Below are 12,498 nucleotides of genomic sequence, written 5' to 3' on the forward strand. Positions count from 1 at the left end.
TGGGAAGTAGGACTACTTTTCTAACTGCCAGAGCGTCTGGCCCGGGAGCAGGGCCGATTACGAACAGGGAGTTGATCGTGAGCAAGCCAACGAGTGAGGTAAAGGTGCTGGTTGTCGATGACCAGCAGTTGATCGTCGAACAGTTGTGTGAATTCCTCGAAAGCCATGGCCATCGCTGCGTGCCGGCTTTTTCAACCGACCAGGCCATCGAATGCTACGTGGCGGACCAAGCCATTGGCCTTGTGCTGTGCGACCTGCACATGCCCAAACGCGATGGCATCGAGTTGGTTCACGCACTCAAGGAAGTCGCCGGACGTGAGCGTCTGTTCGAGGCGATCATGCTGACCGGGCGAGCCGAGAAACAGGATGTGGTCCGCGCGCTGCGCGAAGGTTTTGCCGACTACTACCAAAAACCCGTGGACCTCGATGAGTTGCTCGAAGGTGTACGCCGCCAGGAGCAATCGTTACTCGAACGCCAGAACAGCTTCCGCGACCTGGGCAGCCTGAACCGACGCCTGCAGGAGCTGGCCGAATCGATCGACGAACTTTACCAAGACCTGGAAAAAGCCCGCGGCCAGGGCGTGCACCGTCGAGCCAGCGATGCCGAGGAAAACGAAGCCGAGCTGCCAGCTGCCTTCGAGAAGCTTTCGCCACGCCAGCTGGAAGTGGCCCGCCTGGTGAGCAAGGGTAAGACCAACTACCAGATCGCCTGCGAGCTCGGTATCACCGAGAACACCGTGAAGCTCTATGTATCCCAGGTACTGCGCCTGACCCATATGCACAACCGCACCCAGCTGGCGTTGGCCCTGACGCCTAGTTCGTCTCCTGTGCACCAGCGATTCACCACGCACTGAGGGCATCGAAACCGGCCAGGCTCAGGGCTGGAAGCTGAAGGTCAGGGTCCAGCGCGGCCCGCGATCGAGACTGTCCAGCGCCACATCCGCCAACGGCTTGGCCACTTCCAGCGCGACACTGCCACGGCGACCGTCACCCAGGCGCACACCCAGTGCCACAGCGCTCAGCTTTGAATCCTCGAGGTGCCCGCTGTTGTACCAGGCACGCGCGCTATCGAGCACACCATAGGGTTGCACCTGGCGGAGCAGCGCACCATCGAGCTGAAAGCTGTAGTTCAGCTCGTAGGCCATGCCCCAGCCCCTGTCGCCCGCCGCCTGGTCCCGAGGGTAACCCCTGCCGAAATTCTGTCCGCCGAACACCGCCCTTTCACTGTCGGGCAGCCGGTCATCGCTCCAGTACAACGCCCCAGAAAGCACACCCTGCCAGTTGTCCATCAGCCGATCGCTTTGCAGCCCCGCGACGCGCATACGCAAGAAGTTGAGGTCGTAGTCGCCATCGCTATGGCCCCCCAGATAATCCAGGCCTTGGTAGACCCCCGCAGTGACGATCCGCAATCGACGCGGGTCGGCATGGCGCCAGTCGCCGCCGAACGACAAGGCCCGTAGCGAGGTCGCGTTGTTTCGAGAAGGCACGCCCTGCCCTGGCCGGTCTTCGATGTGCTCGCTGACGGCATAGAAATGCCCAGCCACCGTCATCCACTCATCCGCCGCGACGATCACCGGCTGACGCAGCCCTACTGCGTAGCGATCGCTCTCCCGGCGTTGCGTCATGGTCCGGCCATGGTCCAGGCGAACGCGTGTATTCGGCTCGCTACGGTAGCGCGTGGCAGACACCAGCAGTTGGCTGCCTTCGGCATCGAGGTACTGGCTGTACTCCAGATGCTGGTATCGGGTCTGCTCGTCGCCTTTGGGCTGGATGACGCTGGCCGCGACGCGTTCGGCAAAGCGGGTCTGCGAACGGCTGGAAACCCTGAGCAATGCTTGCGGCTCGTCACGGTTGCCATCGCTAAGGGTCAACGCCGCGTCGAAGGGCCTGCGCCGGGCACGAACGGTCAATTGGGTCGCACCGTCCGCTTGATCGGTGGCAGGCAGTTCGGCCTCGATGGACACACCGGGCATCCGCTCGGCCAGGCCGAGGTAACGGTCGAGGGTCTTGCCGGTCAAGGGGCGCTCGGCCTTGAGCCGCGTCAGCAACTGCTCGAGGTAGGCGGCGGCAGGTCCGATATCGCCTACCAGCCGGTAGTCGCGGATATAGCCCTCGACCAGCACCACCTGCACCCGGCCTTCGCTGACGTCCTGGGGCGGTAGGTATGCGTAGGACAGCAGGTAGCCGTCACCCCGATAACGCTCAGTCAGGCGATCGGTGAACTGTTGCAGTTCGCCGAAGGTGGTTTGCCGCCCCATCAGCGGCTGGAAATGCTCGCGCAGTTCACTGAGCGGGTAGACGGTCCCCCCTTCGAAACGCACCTTGTGCAGCATCAGCGGAGTATTCGTCGGCAGCGATGCGCGTTGCTTGGCGAGCGGAGCCAACACCCGCAGCCCAGGTGCCAAGGGGCGATAAACATCCAGCGGCAGGTTGGCGGCGGGCAGGCGGCGCTCATTTTCGTGGCCGTCGAGAAAGCCAGGCAACGGCTCGGCATGAGCCAGGTTGGCCCAAGACAGCAGCAACAGGGGCACGACCAGAGGACGCATAGGACACTCCATGATCCCTTGGGTACCAGGGCGCCAGCCGGTCACCCCAGTCACTTGCAAGCGTAGGTGCTGGACCTGCAAACGTCGACCGTCACTCGTTGACCTCAAATGCCACCCGCGCGGTCTCGCCGCTTTCGTCCAGGGCGCTCAGCTCGATCTGTCCGGCCTTGTCGAAACGCACCAGCAAGCTGTTCTGCCCCTCGGTCTCGCCCAAGGGCTGGCCGTTGAGGAACCACCAGCGGCGCCCGCCTCCGCCCAATGCCCAGACATGCAGTTGCAGTGGCTCGCTGCTGGTCGAAGGCCTGCGCAGGTTGTCCCCAGGGCGCACCCCTACGATCGACAACGGCGGCACCCGCGCCGCAAGCTGCGGCGGGCAACCAGGGTCCACGGCTGGCAACCGGGCAGCGCGACGTTCCTGACGCCCCAACCAAGGCTCGAGCGGGGCGGGCCACAGGGCGATCTCTCGCGCCTTGGCACCGGCGCAGGTGCTGTCGACGCGCAGGCCCTGGTCGTTGACCCAGACCGTTTCCCGCAGCCCAAGCCCGATCGGCTGGTCGGCCGCCTGTAGGGTGGGTGGCGTGGTGCCTTCCAGGGTCCAGGCGAAGCGCTGGCGACGGCAGTTGGGGTCTTGCCGCTTCATTGGCTGGCCCAAAGGCCAACAGATCGCCGCCACGCCAACGCTTTGCGGCACCTGCTCCACCGGCGCGGCAATGCCACGTTGGCTGTCGCGATTGCTCAACAGGTCATGAACCTGCAGCATCAGCGGCGCTGCCGAGGCCAGGCCAAACTGCCCAGGCACCGGCGTACCGTCGGGGCGACCGATCCACACACCGATCAGGTAACGCGGCCCTACCCCGATCGACCAGGCATCGCGAAAGCCATAACTGGTCCCGGTCTTCCAGGCCAGCAGCGGCCGTTGGACCAGTTCGGCATGTGGGTCACGGTCAGGGCGGGCCTGGCCGCTGAGAATGCGGCGGATGATCCAGGCCGCCCCCGGCGACAGCAGGCGTCGTTCCACCAGCGGGTCCTGCGGCCGCAGGCGTACCTGGGCACTGTTGCCCGCCCTGGCCAACGCCGCGTAGCCTGCGACCAGGTCTTCCAGGCGACTGCCGGCGCCCCCGAGAATCAGCGACAGGTTGGGCTCTGCCAGGGGCGGCAGCACCAGCGGTATGCCCGCATTTCGCAGCTCCGCTGCAAAGCGTTTGGGGCCGTAGGCTTCAAGCAGTTGCACGGCTGGCAAGTTCAAGGACAGGGCCAGCGCCGAACTGGCTGCCACCGGCCCGCTGAACCCCATCGAGAAATTGCCGGGACGGTAGTCACCATAGCGGCGCGGCACGTCCTGCAGCAGCGACTCGGAATGAATCAGGCCGTCGTCCAGCGCCATGCCGTAGAGAAATGGCTTGAGGGTCGAGCCGGGCGAGCGCAGGGATCGCACCATGTCGACATGGCCGAATCGGCGCTCGTCGGCCAGGTCGATTGAGCCCAGGTAGGCCCTGACGGCCATGGTCTGCGATTCCACCACCAGCACCGCGGCCGAGGTGCGCTCCGGCAGGCGTGCACGCCAGCCTAGCAGCAGGTCTTCCAAACGCCGCTGCAGGTTCGCGTCCAGGGTGGTACGAATGAGCGGCGGACTGTTGGCCGTGTTCAGCCGGCGCGCCAGCAACGGCGCCAGCGCAGGCTCCTGGCGCGGGGCCAGCAACAGGGGCTCCTCGGTAGCCTCCTTGATCTGCAAGGCAGGCCACACGTGATATTCGCCCAGGCGCTGCAGCACTTTGTCCCGCGCCCGCTGGGCACGCGCCGGATGACGGTCCGGGCGCAAACGGCTGGGCGCCTGCGGCAACACCGCCAGCAGCGCAGCCTCGGCAGGGGTCAAATGCATCGGCGACTTGCCCAGGTAAGCCCAACTGGCCGCCGCTACGCCCTGCAAGGTGCCGCCAAATGGAGCACGGTTCAGGTAAAGCTGCAGGATCTCGCGCTTGGACAGGTGCCATTCAAGTTGCCCGGTGCGCCACAGTTGCCGCAGCTTGCCGGCCAGCGTTCGATCATGCGGGTCGAGCAGCCGGGCCACTTGCATCGACAGGGTGCTGCCACCCGAGACCACGCGCCCACCGCGCAGGTTGAGCCAGGCCGCACGGGCCAGGGCCAAGGGGTTGATACCCGGGTGGCTGTAGAACCAACGGTCTTCATAGGTCAGCAGCGCCTGCAGGTATAGCGGCGAAACTTCCTCGGGGCTGACCGGGTAACGCCACACGCCATCGGCATCGGCGAAACGCCACATCGGCGTGCCGTCTTCGGCCAGCACCACCCGTGCCAGATCATCCGCTGGCATGGGCAACGGCCAGAGGCGGTCGGCCAGCCACAACAGGCCCGCCGTCATCGCCAACGCCAAGGCACAACCGCACAGCAAGCGCCCCGCACGGGTATGCAGGCGGGTTAAGCTTGGCATTGGGAACCGACCTGGCCAGGTGATGGCCAAAGGCTTGGAATCGGTAACCTCGCCGATTCGATCATCAGGAAGCAACTATGCATGTAGAAGGTTTTTTCGAGTGGCTGGGGCAGGCGCTGGGGTCGTTGATCCGCTTCATCGTCGACGCGTTGAGCGGCCTGTTCAACCTGCTGGCCAATGCCGGGGGTAATTTCATAGATGGCCTGGCGCGCACATTGGGCATGGACACCTCGCTGATCAGCATCCTGGCCCTGATCGTTGGCCTGATGCTGCTGTACTCGGCAATCCGCGCCTTCATGCGCGCCTCGATCATCGCTGGGATCATCTGGTTGCTGCTGGGGTTGTGGGTGTTGAGCTGGATCATCCACTGACGTGGGGCCGCTTCGCGGCCCATCGCTAGCTCCCACGGATAACCGCTACCTGTGGGAGCCAGCCCGCATCTCAACGCGCCTTCACAACCATCTCACCCTGCCCATCCCCCACTGCTTGAAGGTTTGGCCGGTACATCGACTCGACCTGCGGCGGCGGCACGCGATAGGTGCCCGGCGTCACGGCCCGCGCCAGGTACAGCAAGTGCGTGGTCCCATAGCTGTCGAGCTTGAGCGCCGCCACGTAGCGATCGTCACGATACTCCTGGTGCACCACGCTGGCGTTCTGCATCGACTCACGCCACTGCTTGACCGCACTGCTGGCGTTGTCCAGGCTCGCCGCGCTCTGCGCCAGGTTCTGGTTTTCCAGCTCCAGGCCCGCAGGCAACAAGTCCACCACCAGCGCATCCGGCACGGCGGTCTCGGCCTTGAGTGCCAGGTGCACCAGCACCAGGTCACCACTGCGCAGGTTGTGCAGGTCAAGTGCCTGGCCGTTCATGCCCAGGTACTCGCGGCGGATCTGCAGGCCGTTGCCGCCGGCGGCCGGTGCCTGACGCGGATACCCCGACAGCGTCAGTTGCTGGTAGAGCGTTTCGCTGCCTTCGTTCTGCACGCTCAGCGGCGCGGCCAGCAACGGCCCTTCGAGCTTCATGCCCGATTCGGTGTTGCTGAACACGCGAATCTCGCCCGCGCTGTCCAGGCGCGCCTTCCACTGCCCTTCCGGCTTGTCGAGCAAGCCACGGCCTGCCAGATACAGCGCATTGCGCTCCTGGGTCGAAAGCCAACGGTTGGCGGCCAGTTCGTCCGACAAGGCGAACAGGCGCTGGTCGACCTGATTACTGGCCAGTTTGTTCTCCTGCAACAGCGCCAGAATCAGTGCCTGGTCGCGCAATGCGCTGCCGTAGTCAGCCATCCAGCCCTTGCCACGGCTGATGCCTAGGCCGGCCTGCAAGGCCTGATCGGCGCGTGGTTTGTCGCCCATTTTGTCCAGCGCTACCGCCAGTTGCACCAGCGGCAGCCCGGAACGCGCATCGGCCCGTCGTTCGAACAGACTGCGCAATGCGCCCAAGGGTGCCTGCTGGCTGCGCGACAGCACCAGGGCGGCATAGGCCTGCACGGCAAAACGGGTGTGCTCGGCATTGTCGCTGTAATCAACCTCGATCAGGTTGCGCTCCTGCACGTAACGCAACAACCGCTCACTGGCCTTTTTCAGGGACTCGGCCGGGACGCCGTAGCCTTGGTCGCGGGCACGCATCAGGAAGTCGGTGACATAGGCGGTCAGCCAGTACTCCTCCTCACTGTCCGAACTCCACAGGCCGAAGCTGCCGTTGTGGCGTTGCATGCCCAGCAAGTGCTCGATGCCCATCTCGATCTTGCGCTTGCGGACCTCGGCGGCTTCGCCCTTGATGCCCAGGCGCTTGAGACTCTCCGCATCGGCATACAGCGAGGGGTAGAGCCCGCTGGTGGTCTGTTCCAGGCAGCCATAAGGGTAGGCTTCCAGCGCACGAATCTGCTCGGCCAGGTTCAACGGCGGGCGACTCGACAAGGCCAGGCTGGCCTCCAGGCCGGCGGGCTCGAAGGCGGCCAGGTCGCCCTCCGGCAGCGTCCAGGGTTGCTCCTTCAGGGCCACACGGTAGTGCTTGAGCATGGCCGGGTAGGCGGGGCGAACACCCAAGGTCCATTCCCGCTCGAAAGTGTTGGTCGGCTCACCCGGCAGTTGCAGGCCGTTGACGCGCACGGTCACCTTGCCCTGACCGAGGCCTCCCTGGGCCTGGACCGGAATCATCAGCGTGGTGCGCTGACCTTCCGCCAGCGCGACGCTTTGCAGGGCATCCGCTTGCAGGCTTAATTGGCCCTCGGTAAGCAGCTCGACACTCAACTGCTGCGCGCGCCCCGACAGGTTGGCCAAGTCCAGCGCCAGGCTGGTGCGATCACCACCGGCCAGGAAGCGCGGCGCCGCCAGTTCGGCAATCAATGGCGCGGCGACCACGGTCTTGCCCTCGGCCATGCCGAAGTGCTCATCGCTCCAGGCTTGAGCCATCAGGCGCAGCTCACCGTTGAAGTCGGGGATCTCGACCGTTGCCTGACCCTCGCCCTTCTCGTCAAGGGTCACCGGCACGCTCTGCTGAGCGACGATGGTCACCGTGGTATTGGGGCGCTTGCCGCCCTTGGCCATGGCCGCATCGCCACCGAATGCCAGGCTCGCCAGACGGCCCTGGCCGGCTTCGATCAACTGCCCGTAGATGTCCAGTTGGTCGGCACCGTAGGCCTTGCGACCGAACAGGCTGGCGAACGGGTCCGGGGTTTTGAAGTCGGTGATGTTGAGGATGCCCACGTCTACCGCGGACAGCAGCACATGCACTTGTTTCGGGTGGCTGCCATCAGCGTTGGCGGCCTTGAGTTTCACGGTCAGTGGCTGTTTCGGCCGCATCTTCTCAGGGGCCTGCAAGGTGACGGCAAGCTTGCGCTCGGCGCGGTCCAGCGGCAGGTGCAGCACGCCCACCGCGCGCTTGGGCGTGGCATTGGCCTTGCGTTCGCCGGGGCGGATCACCAAGGCGCTGACATACAGGTCATGGCGTGCCCACTGCTTGTCGAGTTTCACCTCGAAGGTCTTGCCCTCGGCGGGAACGTCGATCTCCTGCCACCACAGCGGGCCCTCGCTGGACTCGACCATCAAATAACCACTGCCTGGCGCCGGTGGCGTGACGGTGACATTGGCCGTGGCACCATCGGCGTACGAAGGCTTGTCCAGCGCCAACTTGACCTGGTCCGGACGCACAGCGCCGCCTTCGGCGTTGTCCTGGGCGCGATAACCGGCCCAGAAGCGTTCGCTGGAAACCAGTCCGGTTTCCGGGTCTTCCACTTCCACGCGATACGGCCCCCACTCGACCTGGAAGGTCAGCTTGGCCGTGGAGCCTGCCTTGACGCTGAGCGTTTCCTCGCTTTGCGTGAGGAATTTCTCGTTGTAGTTGTAACTCCAGCCATCACTCTGCGAATAGTTCCAGTAGTAGTCGCGGCGCTCGCGAATCAGCCTGACCTTGAGGTCGTTCGCCGCCAGCTTGTTGCCGTCCCGGTCCGCCACCAGGAACTCGAATTCCACCGGGCCATCGCTGTCGGTCTCGTCACCGTCGAACAGGCCACGCAGGCCCGGCAAACGCTCGGCAGGCCAGATCGGCTGTTCCAGACGCCGGGTGATCGGTCGGCCGCCGGACTCCTGCAGGCTGGCCTGCACGGTCAGTTGCAGCGGCGAACGGGCCTCGGCCCAGCGGCTTTCGATGTCGACCACCGCTTTACCGGCCTGGTCGAGGGTCACTTCATCGAGCTCCAGGTCCTGGTTCAGCTCGGTCTCGGTCACCGAGCCGAACTGGTAGCCCGGCAAGGCGGGTACGGCTTCTCGCAGCGGGCGGACATAGGCCTGACCACTCAGGCGATTGCCGGCAGCCGGGGCGCCATAAAGGTAGCGGCCATTGACCTGGATACGCGCATCCTGCTCTGGTGCGAGCGGCTGACTGCTGCCCTTGAGCTCCAGTGCCAGGCGCTCGGGCAGGAAGTCTTCGACCAGGAACTCATACACCTGCTTGCGCCCGCCGCCGAGGTCGAGCAGCAACTGCCAACGGCCCGTCGGAGCTTCGGTGGCCAGTTGCAATTGGTACTGGTAAAGACCGTTGGCGTCAGCCTCCCAGACGAACTTGCGGCTCACCTGCTCATCGGGGCGACGGACCTCCACGCTGACCGGCTGGGCCTTGACCGGCTTGCCATCCTGATCGCGCAACAGGCCATTGAGCAGCACCGTTTCGCCAGGGCGATACAGGTCTCGCGGGCCGAAGATGAAGAACTGCAGCGGGTTGGCCTGGGGCCCGGTGATGTCGAACTCGGCCAGGTCCAGCGCCGCCGTGTTCAGGCGCAGCAGCGTGGTGTGCACGCCCTGGGTGGCAATCAGGGTGTCGGCCTTGGCGGTGATGGGCAGTTGGGCATGACCCTGGCTATCTGTCTTGGCCTGGGCCAGCAGCTTGCCCTTGTCATCGTGCAGTTCGAGGTTGACGTCTTTCAACGCCTTGCCGCCTTCCAGCGCCTGGGCGAATACATCCAGGCGGTCGTGGTAGCGATGGGCGGATACGCCGATGTCGCTGAGGGTGAACAACGTTGCCGGTTGCGAATAGTCGTAGGTGCCCGAGGCACGCATCACGGCCAGGTACACGCCCGGCTCCTGCAGCGGCTTGATACCGGCAATCGGCAGCAGCATGGTCTCGCGGGTGTTGCGCGCAGGGTTGAGGTCGAAACGGCCGCTGTAGACCAGCTCAGCCATCTCCAGGGTTTCCTTGGACTGGTAGTAGTACAGGCTGCTGTTGCGACCCCAGTTGACCAGGAAGCTGGAGAGCATGTCCGGCTTGATGCGGAAGAATTCGACATCGACCTTGTTGACGTTCAGGGCGATGACCGGCAGGCCTTCGGCCAGGCGCGTCGGCAGCAGCGAGCCGCGGCTGGCGAAGCCCACGGTGGGCTGCATGTCGCGGGTTTCCAGGCGGCTCACCGACTCGCTGTCCAGCGTCTTGCCGTTCACCGCCAGCAGGCTTTTGTCGATGGTCAGCACCAGCTTGCGCTGTGGCTCAAGATGGCGCAGGCGCAGTTCCATCTGGTTGTCGGAGAGCTCCCAGGCGCCATCGACCTTGCCTTTGACCGTATCCACCAGGTGCAACGTGTTGGCGAAGTCCTGCTTGGCATCCAGTGGCACCGAGAAGCTCACCGACAAGGTAGCGGCTCCGTCGAGCTGGACTTCGGAGACGTCCAGCACGCTCAGCTCGCGGCCCTCGTAACGTTTGGCGAGCACAGCCGGGTCTTCGCGTTTGGGTGCCGCCGCCTCGACCGCCGCGCTCGCGGCAGGAGACTCGGTCGGCTTGGTTTTTTCCGGCGAGGCGCCGTCACAAGCACTGAGCAACGCCAGCGCGCAGGCCAGCAACAATCCTTTGTTGAACATGGAGTGGGAACTCTTTGGCAGCGTGTACGTAAGGGCAGCAACTATAGCGCAATGGCAGCAGGGACACCTGAGGTCGAGCGTATTGGCTGGCTGGCCGTTACACTGTTGCCCTCAGAAAAGCGCGGCGCACGGCCGTTCCCGGACCCGCAATCGTTGGGAGCGGCCCGGTGACGCGAAACGGCCGCAACGCAGCCGCAGATTCAACAGGAACCCGATGACTTCACTGACGACCGACTGGCGCGACCGCCCCACCCACCGCAAGGTCTGGGGCCTGGCCGCACCGATGATTCTCTCCAACGTTTCGGTGCCACTGGTGGCGCTGGTCGACAGCACGGTGATTGGTCACCTGCCCCATGCCCACCAGCTGGGTGCGGTCGCCGTGGGCGCCACCCTGTTCACCTTCATGGTCGGCCTGATGGGCTTTCTGCGCATGGGCTCCACCGGTTTCGCCGCCCAGGCTGCCGGGCGCGCCGACGGTGCTGCGCTGCGCCAGGTGCTGGTACAGGGGCTGTTGCTGGCGGTCGGCTTCGCCCTGCTCATCGGCCTGCTCGCCGTACCCTTCAGCCAGTTGGCGCTGCAGGCCATGCAGCCGAGCGAAGCCTTGCAGCAAGCCACCGAAGACTTCTTCCACACGCGGCTGCTTGGCCTGCCGGCCGCGCTTGCCAGCTATGCCTTGGTGGGCTGGTTCCTCGGCACCCAGAACGCCAGGGCACCGCTGGCCATTCTGCTGACCACCAACCTGCTCAACATCGTGCTCAACCTGTGGTTCGTCCTTGGCCTCGACTGGGGGGTGCTGGGCTCGGCGCGGGCGTCGGTGATTGCCGAATGGAGCGCCGCGCTATTGGGCTTGGCCCTCACCCGCCCTGCCCTGCGCGCCTATCCGGGGCAGATCGCCTGGGCGGCGCTCAAGCGCTGGCAAGCCTGGCGGCCACTGTTGGCGGTGAACCGCGACATCTTCCTGCGCAGCCTTGCGCTGCAGCTGGTGTTCCTGCTGATTACCGTGCAGGGCGCGCGCCTGGGTGAGGCCACGGTGGCCGCTAACGCCCTCCTGCTCAATGGCCTGCTGTTGACCGCCTATGCCCTGGACGGCCTGGCTCACGCCGTGGAGGCCCTGTGCGGCCACGCCATCGGCGCCCGCGACCGCGACACGCTGCGCCGCTCGTTGGTGGTGGCCTGTGGCTGGTCGCTGATCACCAGCCTGGGGTTTGCCGTGTTGTTCCTGATCGGCGGGCACCTGTTCATCGACCTGCAAACCGACATCGACAGTGTGCGGGCAGCGGCTTATCCGTATCTGCCGTACCTGGCGGTGCTGCCGCTGATCGCGGTGTGGAGTTATCTGCTCGACGGGCTGTTCATCGGTGCGACAAGGGCGCGAGAGATGCGCAATGCAATGCTGGTTTCGGTACTGGTCGCGCTGCCTCTGGCGCTGGTGTTGAGTGGCTCCGGCAACCATGGGTTATGGCTGGCGTTTCTGGGGTTCATGGCGTTGCGGGCAGTGACGTTGGGGTGGGTGGGATGGAAATTGCAGCAGAGAGGCAAGTGGGTCGGAGTGGAAAACAATATGAAAAATAGATTCGATTGACTGCGAGAATCAATTTGGTAAATGCAGCGCCCACGGAGGGGACTCTTCTTAATTACTTAAGAGCAAGGAGCCTTTATGTACCCTCCAACCGCATCTGTTGATAGCGACATGAATGCTGCCAGCAAGGCGCGTAACTACTTTAAAAACGGCGGCAGTGCTTTTCTAGTGCCGTGGTTTTACTCGATGGTCAGAAATCGAGGTGAGTGGGACTATAAACAGCAAGGAAGGCAGTACGAAGCCTTTGGCAACTTCAATTACGGAGCTACGGGAACCGCCGCAGGTCTATCGCAAGAATTCTTGTTGAGAGGTGCTGGATGGGCACAGCGTCGGGCTGGCACCTGCAATTCGGCATTTGGATCGTGGTGCAATGATGCCCCTTATGGAGACGCCCCCGAAGATCAGGCATGGATCAAAGCAGGTATTGAGTATGCGAAGTCAAGGGGCTACTCAGTGCCTGATAGCAGTCTTGCTTCTACTTGCCGTCGGACAAGGCATATGGATGCTCAGCACAGACTCAAAGCCCGTACTGAGCAGGGTTGTTGTGTATAGGCAGTTGGGGCTGCTACGCAGCCCTTTCGCGA

At 64.3% G+C, this 12,498-nt stretch carries 7 protein-coding genes; 4 read left to right on the top strand and 3 right to left on the bottom strand.

Annotated elements, in window-relative coordinates; genetic code table 11:
* Positions 1 to 71 precede the first annotated feature (71 nt).
* Positions 72 to 854 carry a response regulator transcription factor gene (locus IF103_RS21200; RefSeq protein ID WP_371919386.1) on the top strand — a complete coding sequence of 261 codons (783 nt, stop codon included), beginning with the start codon at positions 72 to 74 and terminating at the stop codon, positions 852 to 854.
* Positions 855 to 875: 21 nt separating this feature from the next.
* On the opposite strand, the gene IF103_RS21205 is transcribed toward IF103_RS21200, so the two are convergent.
* On the bottom strand, positions 876 to 2,546 hold the full coding sequence (locus IF103_RS21205) for a ShlB/FhaC/HecB family hemolysin secretion/activation protein (RefSeq protein ID WP_202675656.1): 1,671 nt from the start codon (positions 2,544 to 2,546) through the stop codon (positions 876 to 878).
* A 91-nt stretch (positions 2,547 to 2,637) separates the two neighbouring features.
* Complete coding sequence (gene pbpC, locus IF103_RS21210) at positions 2,638 to 4,992, bottom strand: peptidoglycan glycosyltransferase PbpC (RefSeq protein WP_202675657.1); 2,355 nt, start codon at positions 4,990 to 4,992, stop codon at positions 2,638 to 2,640.
* A gap of 77 nt (positions 4,993 to 5,069) precedes the next feature.
* On the opposite strand from pbpC, the gene IF103_RS21215 reads away from it, so the two are divergent.
* A complete protein-coding gene (locus IF103_RS21215) occupies positions 5,070 to 5,363 on the top strand; it encodes a hypothetical protein (RefSeq protein WP_023382503.1) in 294 nt (97 codons plus the stop codon).
* A 70-nt stretch (positions 5,364 to 5,433) separates the two neighbouring features.
* Here IF103_RS21215 and IF103_RS21220 read toward each other — a convergent pair whose 3' ends face one another.
* Positions 5,434 to 10,335, bottom strand: a complete 4,902-nt coding sequence (locus tag IF103_RS21220) for an alpha-2-macroglobulin (protein WP_202675658.1) — start codon at positions 10,333 to 10,335, stop codon at positions 5,434 to 5,436.
* A gap of 214 nt (positions 10,336 to 10,549) precedes the next feature.
* Between IF103_RS21220 and IF103_RS21225 the strand changes: the two genes are divergently transcribed.
* Together IF103_RS21225 and IF103_RS21230 are read left to right on the top strand one after the other, a co-directional pair.
* Positions 10,550 to 11,917, top strand: coding sequence for an MATE family efflux transporter (locus IF103_RS21225; protein ID WP_023382505.1), 1,368 nt, complete (start codon positions 10,550 to 10,552; stop codon positions 11,915 to 11,917).
* A gap of 183 nt (positions 11,918 to 12,100) precedes the next feature.
* A complete protein-coding gene (locus IF103_RS21230) occupies positions 12,101 to 12,466 on the top strand; it encodes a polymorphic toxin type 44 domain-containing protein (protein WP_238546565.1) in 366 nt (121 codons plus the stop codon).
* Positions 12,467 to 12,498: the final 32 nt, after the last annotated feature.

Origin of the sequence: Pseudomonas sp. SK2, assembly GCF_016772395.1 — a bacterium.
Lineage (GTDB): Bacteria > Pseudomonadota > Gammaproteobacteria > Pseudomonadales > Pseudomonadaceae > Aquipseudomonas > Aquipseudomonas taiwanensis.

Coding starts and splice junctions, on each gene's coding strand:
- IF103_RS21205 (WP_202675656.1), bottom strand. CDS start 2,546: ATGCGTCCTCTGGTCGTGCCCCTGTTGCTGCTGTCTTGGGCCAACCTG.
- pbpC (WP_202675657.1), bottom strand. CDS start 4,992: ATGCCAAGCTTAACCCGCCTGCATACCCGTGCGGGGCGCTTGCTGTGC.
- IF103_RS21215 (WP_023382503.1), top strand. CDS start 5,070: ATGCATGTAGAAGGTTTTTTCGAGTGGCTGGGGCAGGCGCTGGGGTCG.
- IF103_RS21220 (WP_202675658.1), bottom strand. CDS start 10,335: ATGTTCAACAAAGGATTGTTGCTGGCCTGCGCGCTGGCGTTGCTCAGT.
- IF103_RS21225 (WP_023382505.1), top strand. CDS start 10,550: ATGACTTCACTGACGACCGACTGGCGCGACCGCCCCACCCACCGCAAG.
- IF103_RS21230 (WP_238546565.1), top strand. CDS start 12,101: ATGGTCAGAAATCGAGGTGAGTGGGACTATAAACAGCAAGGAAGGCAG.